This window comes from Cryobacterium inferilacus (assembly GCF_019599185.1).
GTDB lineage: Bacteria > Actinomycetota > Actinomycetes > Actinomycetales > Microbacteriaceae > Cryobacterium > Cryobacterium inferilacus.
Map to the genome: position 1 here is coordinate 161,010 of NZ_JAIEUL010000004.1, position 17,184 is coordinate 178,193.

A 17,184-nucleotide genomic window follows, 5' to 3' on the forward strand; every position below is an offset into this window, starting at 1 on the left:
TTGAGGTGAACTCGTGAACGGGCCGACTGCCCGCGCTAACCATGGCCAGCTTCTCCTGCCAGCGCCGGCACGCGGTCGATCGCCAGGGGCACCGCCTCGCCGCCGGCGTCGAGGCTTCGGCTCGCCGCCTCGAGGATTCCGAGCACCCGCAGGCCCGCGCCGCCATCCGTGCCCGCGGCTCGCCGGTCCTGGATGGCCGAGGCGAATTCGGTCACCATCGCGGCGAGCGCCTCCGTTTCCGGCAGGGCCGGCGACCAGGTGTCACCGAGCCGGTAGGACACGGTCGCCTGGCGTCGCTCCGCACCGTCGAGCACCTGCAGGCCGAGGTCGACGCCGCGGTCGTACACGCTCAGGCGCTGCTGCGGGTTCAGGTCGTCCCAGACCAGGGTGCGTCGGGAGCCGCCGACGATCATCTGCCGGATCTTCGTGGGGCTCAGCCAGTTGACGTGCACGTGCGCGATCGCCCCGTTGGCCAGGGGAAGGGTGAGGTAGCCGATGCAGGACTTGCCGGCGCCCAACGGATCAGCGCCGAGGGCGCTGACCGCGACCGGGTCCAGGCCGCCAGGGAGGATGAAATCGATGATCGACAGGTCGTGCGGAGCCAGATCCCAGAACACGTCCACGTCCGGCTGCACCAGGCCCAGGTTGATCCGGACAGAGTCGATGAACAGGATGTCGCCCAGTTCACCGCCCTGGATCAGTTCCCGCATCTTGAGCACCGCCGGGGTATAACAATAGGTGTGGTCGGTCATGAGCACCAGACCGGACTCCGCCGCCGCCCGCACCATCGCACGGCCGCGTTCCCCGGTGTCCGCGAGCGGTTTTTCCACCAGAACATGCTTGCCGGCGGCGAGCGCGGCGAGCGCGATGTCGTGGTGGGTCGCCGCCGGAGTGGCGATGGCCACGGCGTCCACGTCTCCGCCAGCCAGGAGGGATCCGACGGAGGTGGTGACGCGGACCGCGTCGCCTGGGCCGGCCAGGCGCTGGGCCCTGTCGCCGTCGAGGTCGCAGATAGCGGTGAGCTGCCAGTGCGGGCTGGCCCGAAAGTTCCGGACCAGGTTCGGTCCCCAGTAGCCCGCGCCGATGACGGCGATCCGCAACGTGTCGGTCACTGTGAACCCCAATGGTTGATGGTTTCTGCCTGGTGATCGGTGGCACGAGCACTGTCCGCTCAAAAACTGAGGGTCGCTCACCTGCACAGTGCCACCGCCCCCGCCGTCCCGCAGTCCCCCAACCGGGGGTACAAAGCCGGCCCGAAAACTGGCCCCTGTTCTGGTCACAGCGCTTAAAACTGATTGCGGAGTATGGTCACGTCGTGAGTTGCTGAGCTTCACTCACACCCGTCACACCCGTCACCATCGCTCGATCCGGGTCTTGCCCCGTGGGCCACCCACCCACAGACCCGGCCACAGCAACGTTCTTCCACCCGCCCGAACCTGTAAACCCGAACTGCAGGGGACCACCGTGAACACGTTCTTGACGTGTCGACCTATTCGTCGACCCCAGAAACACCAACAGCCCCCGTCTGGCCGTTGCGGCCCGCGCTTTGCCTGCCCGGATTCACTGCCAGAGGGCGGTCAGCGGTGAGCCGATCAGAGCCCAGTGCGTCCTACCCCGGTTCGATGCCCGATGCGGCACCCCGCACCCCGCTGCGCCTGGTCGGACCGGCGGCTGCGACCGGCCCGGTTGCGCCCCTAGCGCCGGCGCTTCCCGCGCCGACTGCCCCGAGTGCGCCGACCGCAGACCCGGTCACCGGGCTGTCCGGTGCCGCCTGGGCACGGCAGTACCGCCGCTGGCTCACCCTGACCGACGCGACGGTCATCGCCCTCGCCGTGCTGGTGGCCTTCCTCGCGCGGTTCGCCCTGGCAGATCCGGTCCCGGGAGCGGGCCGGATTCCCCTGGAGCACTGGGCGGTCACAACCATCGTGGCGGTCACCTGGATCGTCACCCTCGGCACCTTCCGCACCCGCGACGCGCGCATCGTCGGGGTCGGCGCCACCGAATACAAGCTGGTCATCAACGCCAGTGCCCTCGCCTTCGGCATGCTGGCCATCTTCTTCCTGCTCCTGCAGGTGGATACGGCTCGCGCCTACTTCGTCTTCGCCTTGCCCCTGGGCTTGGCCGTGCTGGTCTTCGAGCGGTGGCTGTGGCGGAAGTGGCTGATCCGGCAGCGCCGGTACGGTCACTACCTGGCCAGAGCCATCGTCGTCGGCGCCAGGGAGGACGTCGAATACGTCGTCCGGCAGATCAACGACAAGTCCGGAGCGGCCTACCAGGTGGTCGGGGCGGCCCTGGACGGCGGCGACAGCACGAGCGTCAACACGGTCGGGCAACGAGTGCCCGTCGTGGCCGACTTCGCTCACGTGGCCAACGCGGCCCAGGCCCTGGCGGTGGACGCGGTCATCGTGGCCGGGCATCCCCACCTCGGAAACACCTTCATCCGCAATCTCGGCTGGGATCTGGAGAAGACCTCGGCTGAGCTCGTGCTCTCCAGTCGGCTGACGGATGTTGCCGGTCCCCGCATCCATTTCCGCCCGGTGGAGGGGCTCCCGCTCATTCACGTGGAAATCCCGCAGTACGACGGGGCGAAACACGTCCTCAAACGCGCCCTGGACATCGCGCTCGGCGGTGCCGCACTTCTCCTGATCAGCCCGGTGCTGCTGGTGATCGGCGTGCTGGTCAAACTGGACAGCCCTGGGCCGGTCCTGTTCCGGCAGGAGCGCGTGGGCCGCAACGGCCGCACTTTCCACATGCTCAAGTTGCGTTCGATGGTGCGCACGGCGGAGGACGACCTCGCTGGACTGCTCGATCAGAACGAGGGCGCCGGCCTGCTGTTCAAGATCAAGAGCGACCCCCGCATCACCAAGGTCGGCCGGGTCCTCCGCAAGTACTCCCTCGACGAACTGCCCCAGCTCTGGAACATCGTGGCCGGGCAGATGAGCCTGGTCGGCCCCCGCCCTCCGCTTCCCGCCGAGGTGGAGAACTACGAGTCGCACATGCACCGGCGCCTGTACATCAAGCCCGGCCTGACCGGCATGTGGCAGGTCAACGGGCGCTCCAACCTCACCTGGGAGGAAAGCGTGCGCCTTGACCTCTACTACGTCGAGAACTGGTCGCTGGCCGGCGACCTCATGATCATCTGGCGAACCTTCAAAATCATCATCCGACCGCAAGGGGCATATTGACATGACCGCACCGACAGACGCAGCCTCGCCGTCACAGCCCGCCAACGCACTGCGGATCGCCATGATCGGTACCCGCGGGGTTCCAGCCGCCTATGGCGGATTCGAAACAGCCGTCGAAGAGATCGGCCGGCGCCTGGTCGACCGCGGCCACGCCGTGACCGTCTACTGCCGCACCGGCGTTCCCGGCTCCGACGCCGCACGCACTGAGCATCTCGGCATGCGGCTGGTGCACCTTCCGGCCATGCACGTGAAGGCCCTGGAGACCCTCAGCCACACGGCTCTGTCCGTGGCCCACGTGACCACCCATCGTCGCCCAGACGCCGCGTTCGTGTTCAATGCCGCTAACGCACCCTTCGTTCCCCTGCTCCGTCAACGCGGCATCCCGACGACGGTGCACGTGGACGGCCTCGAGTGGAAACGCGACAAGTGGGGCGGCACCGCTCGGCGCTATTACCGGTGGGCTGAACAACAGTCGGTGCGCTCCGCGGATGCACTCATCGCTGACGCCCAGGGCATCGTCGATTACTACCGGGACGAGTTCGCGGTGCCCACCGAACTGATCAGCTACGGCACCCGGGTTCTGCACAACCCGCCCAGCGACAGGCTCGGCGAGCTCGGGCTCTCCCCCTCCGGCTATCACCTGGTGGTCGCCAGGTTCGAGCCGGAAAACCATGTCGACGTGATCATCGAGGGATTCCTGCGCAGCAGCTCCCGGCTGCCCCTCGTGGTCGTGGGATCCGCCATCTACTCCGGTGTGCACGGCCGCCGGATCGCCGCCCTCGCCGCCGACCCCCGGGTGCGCCTGCTCGGCGGGGTGTGGGACCAGGAACAGCTCGACCAGCTCTACGCCCACTCGGTGAGCTACCTGCATGGCCACTCGGTCGGCGGCACGAACCCGTCCCTGTTGCGCGCGATGGGAGCTCGCACCGCCGCCATCGCCTGGGATGTCATCTTCAACCGGGAGGTACTCGGCGTCTACGGCGCCTACTTCCGCGACTCGGCCACCCTGGCCTCCCTGATCGAGGACGCTGAATTCAACCCGCACCACACCGAGGAAGTGAGCGAGGCCCTGCAACGGCGTGCCAGCGCCCTGTACAACTGGGGACACGTCACCGACAGTTACGAGGATCTGGCCAGACGCCTCGTCGCCGGCTACAGCACGCAGGGCGTCAGCGTCGGCCGCACCGGCCGCTCCCCCCTGCACCGGCCGGAGCCCGCCCAGCGGCCAGCAGCACTGCGGGGGTCACTGTGACCAGCGCGAACCCGGCTCAGACGCTCACCCTCGCCGACGTGGTTCGCCAGCTCGCCGGCGCCCAGAAAACCGCGGCGCACGGCGCCCCGGCCTACTCCCTGTTCGTGAACCGGCCGCTCGGCCGTGTGCCGGCGGCCGTGGCCTTCCGGCTCGGCTGGACACCGAACATGGTCACCCTGCTCAGCGCCGGGTTCAGCCTGGCCGGGGTCCTGGTGCTCGCGCTGGCCACCCCGAGCCTCGCATCCGGCCTCGCCGTGTGGCTGCTATTGGCGGGCGGTTACGTACTCGACTCCGCCGACGGGCAACTCGCCAGGCTCCGCGGCGGCGGCAGCCCCGCCGGCGAGTGGTTGGACCACGTCGTCGACGCCTGGAAGATGTCCAGCGTGCACCTCGCCGTTCTGGTGATGCTGTTCCGCCACCCCACGGGGCTGCAACCGGTCTGGCTGCTGGTACCGCTCGGCTTCGCCCTGGTGGCATCCGTCGCGTTCTTCGCGATGATCCTGAACGACCTGCTCAAAGCGAAATATGCGTTCCCGGCGAACAAGTCGACACCGAGCTCGCCGGGGCGTTCTCTCCTCGCCCTCCCGACCGACTATGGCATTCTGTGCCTGTCGTTCGTGCTGCTGGGTGCCCCCCTGGTGTTCTTCGCCGCCTACACCGCCCTGTTCGCCGCCAACCTGCTCTACCTCGTCCTGGCGCTGGCCAAGTGGTTCAGGGACATGCGCGCGCTCGGCACCCCGCCCGCACGGATCCAACCGGGAACCGGTCCCCGGCACCGGGCCGAGGAATGGGGCGACGGTGCCGCTGCCCGTTGACGTGGGCATCGTGGTGGTCAACTACGGTTACCCCACGCTGCTCGAAGAGAACCTCGTCCCGCTGGCGCGGCACCTCCGCCGCGACCACGTTGTCGTGGTCGACAATTTCTCCGGCATCGCCCAGAGAGCGGCGACCGCCGCGCTGGCAAAGCGAGAGGGCTGGACTCTGATCGGTCCGGCGCTGAACCTCGGCTTCGGGGCGGGTATGAATGCCGGCGCGAACCACCTGATCGCCACCGGCTGCCAGCGGCTACTGCTGCTGAATCCCGACGCGCTCATCGACGAAGCCGGTGTGCGCGTGCTGGCCGAGGGCTGCGCCGCCGACCCGGCCAGCCTGCAGTGCCCGAGGATCGTGCGCTCCAACGGCACCCTCTGGTTCTCCGGCGGCACCGTCGAGGTGGCGGCCGGGCGCACCCGCGCCGGCGCTCATTCGGACAGTTCGGCGGCGGACGGCTGGCTCACTGGAGCCTGCCTGATGGTGCACGCATCGATGTGGCACTGGCTCGGCGGATTCGACGAACGGTACTTCCTCTACTGGGAAGACGTCGACCTGTCCTGGCGGTGTTCCCAGGCCGGCGGCTCACTCGTCGTGCGCCAGGATGTCACGGTCGTGCACGGTGTCGGCGGTACGCAGGCCGGGGCAGGCAAGTCACCGGCCTACGTGTACTACAACATCCGCAATCGGATGCTGTTCGCGGCGACTCACCTCACCCGTCGGCAGCTGGCGCGCTGGTACCTGCGCAGCCCGGGGTACGCGGTCGACGTTCTCACTCGCGGCGGTCGGCGCGACCTGCTGCGCCACGCCGGACCGCTGCTGCTGGCCGCCCTGCGCGGCCTGGCGCGCGGTTCGGCTGTGACCGTGGTGGCCCTGACCGGTCGCACCGACCGGCGCACCCCGCACGTGTCGCCGACACGGCGTGAGACCGTGACGGAGGAATCGTGACAGCCCGCCACCGGCCCACGACCGTACTCATCGCCCACCCGGGTGCGGAGCTCTACGGCTCGGACCTGGTGATGCTCGAGTCCGTCAGCGCCCTCGTCGAATCCGGGAGCACCGTGACCGTTGCCCTCCCCGGCGACGGACCGTTGGTGGCCGAACTCGAACGGCGCGGTGCCACCACCGTGTTCTGCCGCACCCCGGTGTTGCGCAAGAGCATCCTCCGCCCGGCCGGTGCGGCGGCATTCCTCCGCGACACGGTCGCCGGCGCTCTTGCCGGGGTGGGCGTGCTGCTCCGCACCCGCCCAGACGTGGTCTACGTCAACACCGTGACCCTGCCACTCTGGGTGCTGCTGGCCCGCCTGGGCCGCCTGCCGGTCATCGCCCACATCCATGAGGCGGAACGTAACGCGCCCGGCCTCATCCGCCGGGCCCTGGCGACTCCCCTGCTGCTCTGTGCGAGCGTGATCACCAACAGCGACCATTGCCGGGACGTCGTCTCGGAATCGTTCCCCGCCCTCCACCGGCGAACGACCGTGGTGGCGAACCCGATCGCGGGCCCCCAGCATCCGGAACCGGCCAGAGCCGCTCTGACCGATCGGGTTCGCCTGGTCTACGTCGGCCGGCTCTCGGAGCGGAAGGGCGTCGACGTCGCGGTCCGGGCACTGGCCAGATACCGGTCGAGCGGTCACGCGGCCGAACTCCACCTGGTCGGCGATGTGTTCCCCGGCTACGAGTGGTACCTCACCCGGCTGCACCAGCTGGTGCACGCCGAGGGTCTCGACGACTGCGTGCACTTCCACGGTTACCAGCGCAACGTCTGGCCGTTCCTGGCCGCCTCCGACATCCTCCTGGTGCCGTCGGTACTCGAAGAAGGCTTCGGCAACACCGCGGTGGAGGGCACCCTGGCCGCCCGCCCGGTGGTCGTCAGCGACACGTCGGGGCTGCGGGAGGCATCGGCCGGTTTCGCCTCGACCCTCCGGGTACCGCCGGGTGACTCGTCCGCCATCGCGGACGCGGTGTCCCGGATCGTGCGGGACTGGCCGCACGAGCGGTTGGCGGCCGTCACCGACCAGTTCCTGGCCCGGGACCGGCACGCCCTCGCGGGGTACCGTTCGGCGATCAGGGACGCGGTCAACCACGCCCAGCACCCGGCCGCAGCCGGCTTCACAGTTTCCGGCCGTCCGGCCGGCTCTGCGCACGTCACCGTGCTCGCATCATCACTCAACGAGGGGAAGGCACCATGGAATCGGTCGACTATCTGAGGAGCGTGATCCGCCGGTGGCAGGTCGTCCTGCTGCTGGGGATCCTGGGCGGCCTCGGTGGCTACGCCTATGCCTCCACCCTGCCGACGATGTACCGTGCGACCAGCAGCGTGTTCGTATCCAGCCCCCGCGGCGAGACCACCAACGAGTTGGTGCAGGGCTTCACCTTCACCGAAAAGCTTGTGCAGTCGTACTCACAGCTGGCGACAATGCCGGCGGTGCTGCAACCGGTGATCGACGATCTACAGCTGGACACCACCCCGGCCGCCCTCGCCGCGAAGGTCAGCGCTTCGACCCCGCTGAACACGGTGATCATCGAGGTGACCGTGGTCAACGGGTCGCCAGATCAGGCCGCAACAATCGCCAACGCCATCACCAGATCCCTCGCCACCGTCGGTCAGGACCTGGCCCCTGAGGGCCCGTCCGGAGCTCCGTCCATCGCCGTCGAATCCGTGTCGACGGCGCAGCCCCCGCTGAACCCGTTCTCCCCCAACCTGGTGCTGTTGACCGCGACCGGGGCCCTCCTCGGCCTGGCGCTGGGTGCGGCGTTCGCCGTTCTGCGCGACATGCTCGACACCCGGGTACGGGATGAGAAGGACCTGACCCGGGTGTCCTACGCGCCGCTCCTCGGCAAGGTGGGGATGAAACGACGCCGGGATCCGGCCGGAATCACCATGCGGGTGATGCCGCGGAGCACGGCGGCCGAGGCGTACCGGCGCATCCAGACCAACCTCGAGTTCATCGATGTCGATCATCGCCCGCGTACGATCGTGGTCACCTCCTCTGTGACCCGCGACGGCAAGTCCACGACGGCCGTGAACCTCGCGCTGGCCCTGGCGGAACGCTCCCCGCGGGTGCTCCTCATCGACGCGGACCTGCGGCGACCGAGCATCGCGGATGTCTGCGGCGTCGAGCCGGACGTGGGACTCACCACGGTCCTCGTCGGTGCGATCTCCGCGGAGGAGGCCATCGTGCCCCTCGGCCCGACGTTGTCGGTGCTGTCAGCAGGGGCTCTGCCCCCCAACCCCGGTCAGCTCCTCAGTTCCGACGCCATGCGCACCCTGATCCGCACCCTGGCGGAGTCCTACGACTACATCGTCATCGATTCACCGCCGCTGCTGGCGACAACGGATGCCCTGGGCCTGGCACACATCGCCGACGGAGCCATCGTCGTGGCCCGCTACCGCAAGACCCGTCGCAGCCAGCTCAAGGACACCATCGCGTCGCTGGAAAACGTCAACGCCACGGTGCTGGGGATCGTGCTCAACCAGGTGAAGGAGAGCGGACAGCAGGCCTATTACGGGACTGCGGACCTCCCGGAGACCGCCCCTGGAGCGTCCTCGTCCGCTGAGCACGTCCCGCCGGCACCTCCGGCCATCGCCGTGCCCGCCGTTTCCCGCCCGAACCGTCCCGGCCCGCTGCCGGCCACCCGCCGTGAAGCGAAGACGACGGACAAGACCACGGTGAGTTGATGCGCGTCCTCCAATCCTTCCCGGCGGGCCGCACCACCACCAACCCCTACCTGGTGCAGCTCTGTGACCAGCTGGCCCCGGAGCCGGTGGTGCTGGGCTTCACCTGGCGCCGGGCACTCACCCAGCGGTACGACGTCTTCCACGCGCACTGGCCAGAGGCCCTGTTGCACGGCACCAGCCCGTGGCGCAGCCGGGCCAGGCGGGTGCTGTTCCGGGCCCTTCTGCTCCGACTCCGACTCAGTCACAAGCGGATAGCGGTCGTGCGTACCGTGCACAACCTGCGCAGCCACGAAAACGGGCCACGGGTGGAGCGTCGGCTGCTGGAGCGCTTCGACGGGGCCACGTCGTTGTGGATCAGGCTGAATCCGAGCACGCCGACTCCGGCGGGCGCTCCCGCGTTGACGATCGTGCACGGTGACTACCGAGAGTGGTTCGCGGGTGCCACGGTTCCCGACTCGGTCTCGGGCCGGCTGGTCTATTTCGGTTTGATCCGCCCGTACAAGAACGTCCCCGGCCTGATTCAGTCGTTCACCGGGCTGACCACGGGGCCGGACGACGACGCCCTCTCGTTGCGGGTGGTCGGTCGGGCCACGAGTGCCGACATCGGCGCGGAAGTCCTCCTCTCGGCCACCGCGGATGACCGCGTCGCCGTGGCCCTCGGCCATGCCAGCGACAGGGACCTCGCCGCCGAAATCGGCCGAGCCGAGCTGGTGGTGCTGCCCTACCGGGAGATGCACAATTCCGGCGCCGCACTGCTGGCCCTGTCCCTCGCCCGTCCGATCCTCGTGCCGGCGAACCCGGTGACCGAGGCGTTGCGTCGCGAGGTGGGCCACGGCTGGGTACACACCTACCGCGGTGTGATGACCCCTGACGTGCTCCGCGATGCTCTCCGACGGGTGCGGGCTTTCAGCCCGCGGGAGGCGGATGCCCGCCCTGACCTGAGCGCCAGGGCCTGGCCGGTCATCGCCGCCGCGCACCGCCAGGCATACGCCCAGGCCCTGCGGGCGAGCAGTTCACCGGCGCCGGCCGACCACAGCCCAGAGGCCGCCGGTTCAGGAGTGGTCGAACAGCCAGTCGTCGGCAGCGAGACGACCATCGGTGTGCGGGAGGTCATCGAGCACGGAGGCGGCGGACCGGTCCAGCCGGAGGGCCGCCACTAGTTCGTCTGCCAGCACCCCGGCGGGCTCCCCCGGTGCGAGCACGCCGTGCCCGTGGGCTTCCAGCCATCCGGCAAGCCCGGTTTCGGTGCTCGTCACGATGCTGCAGCCGTGCGCGAGCCCCTCGCAGATCGGCAGGCCCACCTGTTCTCGCCAGCCAGGCGCGGGCTGCGACGGCAGCACCAGCACCCGGCTGCGGCGCAGCTGGGAATGGATGTCGGCTCGAGACGGTGCGATGATCACCTCGATGGTCGGGTCGGCCGCGGCGGCCGCGCGGGCGCTGTCCGCCAACGCACCGGTCCCCACGACGGTCAGGCGCGCGGTCGGCATCCGTACCTTTAAATACGGCCAGGCCGCGAGCACCAGGGGGAACCCTTTCCTTTCGGCCAACGCGCCCAGGAACAGCACTCGGGGCACATCGTCGCGGGCCTCACCCTGGCAGTCGCAGGCAGCCGGCAGCGCCGGGATCACGATGCTGCGACCTGGTCCCGATCGGGCCGGCAGCGCTGAGGAATACAGGGTCCGCGCGGCGTCGGTGCCGAAGGCGACACTGTCGAGGGAAGACCAGACGAAGCGGGCCAGCGTCCGCTGCTCGATGCGGCGCATCCGTGCCGCCCATCCGGCAACCGGCCGCCCCAACGGATTGGCGTTCTCAATGGCATAGCTGACACAACGCACTCGCGGCCCGCCGATCAGGGCGCGCGCTCGAAGGGCGGCGATCGCCAGCGCGGTGCGGCGCAGGCTCAGCATCATGAGCGGCTCGTTGACCTCGAGTTGTCGAACCGACGACCGGGCGAGCAGCCAGGCCGCCCGCACCGGCCCCGCCGCAACCAGGTCGAGTCCGTCGGCGAGCGCCGCATCAAAGTCGTACCGCGTTCCGCGGTGCAGGATGGTGGCCGGGGCGAGCTGTCTGGCGCGTTCCAGGTGTGCACTGCGCACGGTCTGGTAGAGCCGGGCCCGGTCTGCGAGTATCGCGCCCACCATCAGCTCCGGGAGTACTCGCTGTACACGGACCCCAACGCGCCTGACAGCATCCCCGCGCCCCTGGCCGCTGTGCGCGTGCCGCGAGCGCGGTGGCCGAGCCGACCGGTCAGCAGGCCGGCCAGAGCCCGGAGGCTTCCCGCGATCACCCGCAGTGCGCCTCCGGCGGCGAAGCCCAGGCGCAGCAGCTGCCGTTGGCCACCGGTGCGCCCGTTCAGGCGCACGCGACTTGACGCGTTGCCGATCCGGTAGGCCCTGCGCAACACCCACTCCCTGGTGAGCCGCTTCGCGGGCACGACGTCGATCACCACCGCCTCGTCGCACCAGACCATCCGTCCGCCGCGCTCGTGCAGCTGGCGGGTGAAGAGCGAGTCTGAGCCTCCGGTGAGGCCGAAGCGGGTGTCGAACCTGAGCCCGTTGCGGCGCACCCAGTGCAGGTCGAGCAGCAGGTTGTTGGTGGCGGCGACGGTCACGGGAGTCCCCGTCGCCATCCGACGCCTCTCGAAGAACCGTCCGGCCTCCACCCACCGGCTGGGCGTGATGTCGTACCGCGAGACGACGGGTCCCACCACGGCTACCGCCCGGTGGCTCGCCTGCGCCGCGAGCAGCGCCGTCAACCACTCCGGGGTGGGGCGTTCATCGTCGTCGATGAAGATCAACCAGCGGGCCGTGCACTCGTCGAGGGCCCGGTTTCTGGCGGCGGCGATACCGGGAGCGGGTTCGTGCCGGTAGCGGATGGGCGCATCCGCTCCCGCCCGCAGGACCTGTTCGCGTGCGCCGGCGGCCGGATCGTTGTCGACGATGAGGATGTCGACGGCGGCGTCCACCTCCTCCGCCTGACGGACCAACGCCGGGAGGAGTTCGGCCAGGTCTCGCGGCCGCTGGTAGGTGAGGACCGCGATGGTGACACGATCGGTCATGGCAGCACCCCCGCAACGAGGTCGTCGAACCGGGCCGTTGCCGGCGCGTTTGTCGCTGTTCCGCCGATATAGAGGGAGATTCCCAGCCCACCCGGCCCCTGCAATGCGGGGGTGGTGTCCGTGGTTTCGACCTGCCAGGCCGACGGTTCGCTCTGGCCCGTCGCCCACACCTTGGCGCGCAGGCTGGTCGGAGCGGTTCCGGTGACCTGCAGGCGCAGGGTGAGCTGATCGCCCACCGCCGGCGTCACGCCCGGCACGGGGAAGGAACGCAGTGCGGTCCCCCCGCGCAAGAGCTGCAGGATCACGGTGCCGTCGGCGTTCAGCCTCACCCTGGCGCGATAGTCGTCGTTCTCGACCGTGCGGCCGAGCAACGCCAGGTAGGTGCCTGTCCCGGTCGCCGGCTGCTGAACGGACACGCCCACGCGCACGTCGGTGGATGTCGAGGTCACACCCAGCAACCGGGCCGTTGCGGTGGCGCCCGCTTTCGGTGAGCGGAGCGTGGCCGCGCCCTGGGCAACCGTGTAGTTCCCCGCCGCGCCCGTCGTCGTCCACGCTCCGCCGACGTCCGCCGTGCCGAGGCCGGTGGCGACGGCGCGTTCGAACGCGTCACCGGCCAGGTCGCCGCCTTCTGGCGGAGCACTGACGGTGACCGACTGGGTCGCGCTGGCTGTCGCCCCGTCATCGTCGGTGATCGTGAGCGTCACCGGGTAGTCTCCCGGCGCCTCGTACTCGTGGGACGCCTGCGCGCCGGACGCTTCGCCGCCGTCACCGAAGGTCCAGGCGTAGCCGGCGATGGTGCCATCGGGGTCGCTGGATGTGGCGGCGTCCAGCACCGCCGTCAGCCCGCTCGCGGTGGCGGTGAACGCGGCCGTCGGGGCGACGTTGGCGGGTGGAGGGGGCGGCGGTGACGCCGTCGCCTGACCGGCCCACAGGTCGTCAATCGCCATGGTCACCGGTACCGTCGTCGCGCTGCCGCCGAGGTACAGGGACAGCCCGATGGCACCGGCCTTCTGCAGGGCCGCGGTCGAGTCGGTGGTGGTCACCTGCCATCCGGTCGGCTCTGTCGTGCCGACCTTCCAGACCTTTGCGCTCAGCGTCGTCGGTGCGGTTCCGGTGGTCTGCATCACCAGGTTGAGCTTGTCGCCTGTGGCGTAGTCGAGGCCGGGTATGGTCGAGGCCCGCAGGCTGGTGCCGCCGCGCAGGAGCTGCAGCTGCACGGCGCCGGTCGCGGTCAGCTTGACCCTGGCCCGGTAGTCGTCGTTGCCCACCTTCCGCCCCAGAACCGACAGGTAAGCGCCTGAGCCTGTCGCGGCCTGCTGGAGGGCGAGGTTCACCCGCACCTCGGTGTCGGTCGCGGAGACGTCCGGCAGCGTTGCGGCAACCGTGGCGCCGGCGGCAGCCGCCCTCAGCCGGGCCTCGCCCTGTGACACCGAGTAGTTGCCGGTACTGCCCGTCACCGTCCAGGCCCCACCGGGACTGGCGGCGCCGAGGCCCCCGGCGACAGTGCGTTCGAAGGCATCCGTGGCGTAGGCGGTGCCGCCGGGTGCGGCGGCCACGGTCACCGTCTTGGTGGCGGTGGCGGTGGCCCCGTCGTCATCGGTCACCGTGACCGTGATCGGGTAATCGCCGGCGACGGAGTAGGTGTGCGTGGCGGTTGCGCCCGTGGCCGTCCCTCCGTCGCCGAAGGCCCAGGCGACCTCGGCGATACTGCCGTCCGGGTCGGCAGAGGCTGCCCCGTCCACGGCAACCTGCAGGCCAGAAGGGGTCACGGTGAAGTCCGCGGTCGGCGGCTGATTCTCCGCTGCCGCCACGGTCACGGTTCGGGTCGCTGCGTGGGTGGCACCCGCGTTGTCCGTCACGGTGAGGGTGACCGGGTAATCGCCTGCTGCGGCGTAGGTGTGCGAACTGGTGCGTCCGGTCGTCGTCTCGCCGTCACCCCAGGACCAGTCGTAGCCGGTGATCGTTCCGTCGGCGTCGGCGGATGCCGATCCGTCCACGGTCACGCTCAGCTGGTCGGCCGCGGCAGTGAACGATGCCATCGGTGATGTGTTGGCCGGCTCGCCCCCGGTGCCGGTGGTGTGGTGGTTGCGGATCACCGGGGCACCGATGTCGCGGGAGTACACCGCGACCTCGTCGATGGTGCCGGCGAAGTACGGGCTGCTGGAACCCCAGGTGGGATCGCCACCGACCCGCCAGTAGCCGGCGTAGGGTTGTGCGGCGGTCTGCGGATGCGTGCCGACGATCCCCCCGTCGACGTAGAGTCGCATTCCGGTGGCGGACTGCACCGCCACGACGTGATGCCGTTTCCCGTCGTTGTACGCGGTGTCCGTCGTGATGGTGTTCGCCGTGCCGGTCCAGGTGCCGAACACGAGTCGGCCATCGTCCTGCAGGTAGACGTGCCGGTCATAGTTCCCCGACAGCCCGGTCTGGGCATCGCCGAAGCCGATGATCTTTCCGCCCTGGTTCGTGGTGGTGGAGAACCACGCCTCGAGCGAGTAGACCCGCGGATCGGTGACCTGGACGGTGCTGCTCACCACCCCGCCGTTGAAGGCTGCCGCGGTGTCGTGCGTGCGGCCGACAAGTCCGGATGCGCCCTGGGTGACCGTGCCGGAATACCTGCCTGGGCTTGCCGACCTGGAGGAGTCGGCCGCCACGGTGCCTGAACCCTCGCCCAACCGCCAGTACAGGTCGGGCTCCGCGTTATAGATGGCGGTGCCGTACGGGTCGGCAGGTGCCTGCGGCGCGGACGACACCCGGCCGGAGGCCTCGTAGTGGTCGATCACCTGGGCCAGGGTCAGCGACGTGTCGTAGACCGCGACCTCGTCGATGTCGGCCGCTATGAAGTTGGAGGTCGGCCGGTTGGTCCAGCCGCCCAGGTTGTCCCCGCCGATCCGCCAGTAGCCGGAATAGGCCTGGCCGGTCGTGACGTCGCCCCGGTGCGCAACCTTGGCGCCATCCACATAGAGCGTCATGCCCGCCGCGCCCAGTGTGGCCACCACCTGGTGCCACTGGCCGTCGTTGTATGAGGTCGTGCTGTTGACGGTGCGGACGCTGCCGGGGTGGACACCGAACCAGATGCGGCCGGCGTTGTCCATGTACACGTGCCGGTCGTAGGACGACGAGGTACCGGTGTTGCTGGTGCCGAAACCGACGATCTTTCCACCCTTGGTGCTCTCGGTTTTCACCCAGGCCTCGACGGTGAACGTGTCGCTGGCCTGCTCGGCCGTGTTGGCGGTCGCGACGCCGGTGGTCGTACCGTCGAACGAGGACGCGGTCGTCGAGCCGCCGAGCACCGCGCCCGCTGTCCCCCTGGAGACGCCGGCGCCGACGGTGGCGTCCGTGCCGGAGGCCCAGTCGAATGCCGTTGTGCCGGATGCCTCCCCGAGGGGCCAGTAGGAACGGGCGTCGGCCAGGACAGTCTCGGCATAGTCGCTCAGGGTTCCGGATTCGGCGACGGTCACCGGCACCGAGTTACCGATGCGCTCGTTGCCGAACGGGTCGGTCACCCGGAGCCGGTAGGAGTGGGACGCACCAGGGGTGAGCCCGGTGTCGGTCCAGGCGATGGCCGGCCGGTTCCACACGGTGGACGAGGCGACCAGGGTTGTCACCGAGACCCCGTCGCGCAGTACCTCGTAACTGAGGTGCTCATTGTCCCTGTCGTAGTTGGCGGGCCAGCTCAACCTGACGCTGCCGGCGACGAAGGACGCCACGGCCGGAACGAAGTCGGCGCCGCTGAGCCGTGGACCTTCCTTGTTCGGTGCGATGTCCGAGGTGGCGAAACGCGCGAGGCCCTGCTGGCGCTTGTTGTTGACGATGGTGAATTCGCCGCCGTAGACGACGTAGTCGTCGTTGGCTTCCACGTGCCAGGGCCCCTGGCCCTGGCCGGTGTACGTGCCGGTATTGATGTCGGGATAGAAGGTGAGGGTGTCCGGGTGCGGGTTGCCGGCGAAGTTGTAGTAGCCGTGCGGGTCGGGGGTGATGGTTCCGGTGGCCGGCATTCCGAAGGTGAGGGCGCGGTGATACGTCCACGGGTCGGTCTGGGGGAAGCCGCCGATATTGCCGCAGTAGTGCGGGTGTCCCGTCGTATAGACGACTCCCTGGGCCGGAACGGCGGAATAGGTGTCTCCGTGGCAGTCTTCCAGCCAGATCAGGGTGCCGTCTTCCCAGCTGGCGCGGAAGGCGCCCTCAAAGTTCCCCGCTCCGTTGAACACATAGCCGGTGCCGAACACACCGTCCGTGGACGACGTGAGGCTGAGGATGGCGGCGTTCAGGCCGCCGTTCCGCACCACAGAGTTCACCTTCCACGGGAGCGAGGCGCCCGTGGACGCATCCGTCGCTGCCATGCCGTAACCGGGGTCGGAACCGCCGTTGTACGCGGTGAAGCCGCCGCCGATGACCACCTTTGACCCGTCAGGGGACACGGTGAGGGCATGCACGTTGCCACCGGTCGGGTTGCCGGCCCAGGGCAGCACTGCCCCGTCAGCGGTCGAGAATGCGGCCATCTTCGAGCGGGCGACGCCGTTGGCGGACGAGAAAATGCCGCCGGCATACACCGTCGAGCCGTTGATTCCGAGAGCGTTGACCCTGGCGTTGACCTGCGGGCTCCAGGAGGAGACCAGCGCACCCGTTGAGGTGTTCAGGGCGGCCAGCCGGTAGCGGGCGACGCCGCCGATGCTGGTGAACGCGCCGCCGACGTACAGCCGGCTGCCGTCGGGTGAGGCGACCAGGGCGCGCACGGCCCCGTTGACGTTCGGGTTGAAGGATGCCTTCAGCACGCCGGTCGTCAGGTCGTAGGCCAACAGGTTGTTCCGGACCACCTCCCCAGTGCCGGCAGCGGCGCCGGCGGGTCGTGCCGAGGTGAATTCGCCTCCGACGAACACCGTCGTGCCCACGATCAGCTGGGCCCACGCCACACCGTTGATCTGCGTCGTCGGCAGGGAGTCTGCCGCCACCGTCGGCGCGGTGGCGGCCGAGTCCGGCGCGGTGTCGGCCCGCGCCGGCGCTGCACCGAGCCCGGTGTGCACGAGCAGGCCGCCGACCAGGGCGATGACGGTGCCGGCGGAGATCAGCAGCTTCCTGGCGGCACGGTTCGGGGAAACGGATCGGAACGAAAGGGGGGACGCAGCACCCATTGACGCCTCAGTTCGAGTCTGGCAACGACCTTCGGGTGGCCGGTGCTCGCTGCGAGCATAATGACGAA

The 17,184-nt window shown here is 69.5% G+C and carries 11 protein-coding genes; 7 read left to right on the forward strand and 4 right to left on the reverse strand.

Features of this window, described 5'->3' with window-relative positions; all coding sequences use genetic code 11:
* Window positions 1-35: 35 nt before the first annotated feature.
* A complete protein-coding gene (locus K2F54_RS05680) occupies window positions 36-1,112 on the reverse strand; it encodes a Gfo/Idh/MocA family protein (RefSeq protein WP_220604879.1) in 1,077 nt (358 codons plus the stop codon).
* Between the two features lie 510 nt (window positions 1,113-1,622).
* Between K2F54_RS05680 and K2F54_RS05685 the strand changes: the two genes are divergently transcribed.
* From K2F54_RS05685 to K2F54_RS05715, 7 genes are read left to right on the forward strand one after another with little or no spacing between them, the layout of a single operon-like run.
* Entirely contained in the window at window positions 1,623-3,185 is a 1,563-nt protein-coding gene (locus K2F54_RS05685; protein ID WP_220604880.1) for a sugar transferase, read from the forward strand.
* A 1-nt stretch (window position 3,186) separates the two neighbouring features.
* Window positions 3,187-4,437: a DUF1972 domain-containing protein gene (locus K2F54_RS05690; RefSeq protein ID WP_220604881.1), complete on the forward strand. Its 1,251-nt coding sequence runs from the start codon at window positions 3,187-3,189 to the stop codon at window positions 4,435-4,437.
* Window positions 4,434-5,252: a CDP-alcohol phosphatidyltransferase family protein gene (locus tag K2F54_RS05695; protein ID WP_220604882.1), complete on the forward strand. Its 819-nt coding sequence runs from the start codon at window positions 4,434-4,436 to the stop codon at window positions 5,250-5,252. Before K2F54_RS05690 ends, K2F54_RS05695 begins: the two co-directional genes overlap by 4 nt.
* Window positions 5,236-6,195, forward strand: a complete 960-nt coding sequence (locus K2F54_RS05700) for a glycosyltransferase family 2 protein (protein ID WP_220604883.1) — start codon at window positions 5,236-5,238, stop codon at window positions 6,193-6,195. The genes K2F54_RS05695 and K2F54_RS05700 overlap by 17 nt, the downstream gene beginning before the upstream one ends.
* Window positions 6,192-7,454, forward strand: coding sequence for a glycosyltransferase (locus K2F54_RS05705; RefSeq protein ID WP_308287534.1), 1,263 nt, complete (start codon window positions 6,192-6,194; stop codon window positions 7,452-7,454). Before K2F54_RS05700 ends, K2F54_RS05705 begins: the two co-directional genes overlap by 4 nt.
* Window positions 7,433-8,926, forward strand: a complete 1,494-nt coding sequence (locus K2F54_RS05710) for a tyrosine-protein kinase domain-containing protein (protein ID WP_220604884.1) — start codon at window positions 7,433-7,435, stop codon at window positions 8,924-8,926. Before K2F54_RS05705 ends, K2F54_RS05710 begins: the two co-directional genes overlap by 22 nt.
* Complete coding sequence (locus tag K2F54_RS05715; RefSeq protein WP_220604885.1) at window positions 8,926-10,086, forward strand: glycosyltransferase family protein; 1,161 nt, start codon at window positions 8,926-8,928, stop codon at window positions 10,084-10,086. Before K2F54_RS05710 ends, K2F54_RS05715 begins: the two co-directional genes overlap by 1 nt.
* Here K2F54_RS05715 and K2F54_RS05720 read toward each other — a convergent pair.
* The 3 genes from K2F54_RS05720 to K2F54_RS05730 are packed head-to-tail and all read right to left on the reverse strand — an operon-like array spanning window position 9,979 to window position 17,116.
* Window positions 9,979-11,064: a glycosyltransferase gene (locus K2F54_RS05720; protein ID WP_308287535.1), complete on the reverse strand. Its 1,086-nt coding sequence runs from the start codon at window positions 11,062-11,064 to the stop codon at window positions 9,979-9,981. The two genes, K2F54_RS05715 and K2F54_RS05720, sit on opposite strands and share 108 nt — an antisense overlap.
* A gap of 2 nt (window positions 11,065-11,066) precedes the next feature.
* Window positions 11,067-11,984 carry a glycosyltransferase family 2 protein gene (locus K2F54_RS05725; RefSeq protein ID WP_220604887.1) on the reverse strand — a complete coding sequence of 306 codons (918 nt, stop codon included), beginning with the start codon at window positions 11,982-11,984 and terminating at the stop codon, window positions 11,067-11,069.
* Window positions 11,981-17,116 (reverse strand): PKD domain-containing protein, encoded by a 5,136-nt coding sequence (locus tag K2F54_RS05730; protein ID WP_220604888.1) that lies wholly within the window; start codon window positions 17,114-17,116, stop codon window positions 11,981-11,983. Before K2F54_RS05730 ends, K2F54_RS05725 begins: the two co-directional genes overlap by 4 nt.
* Window positions 17,117-17,184: the final 68 nt, after the last annotated feature.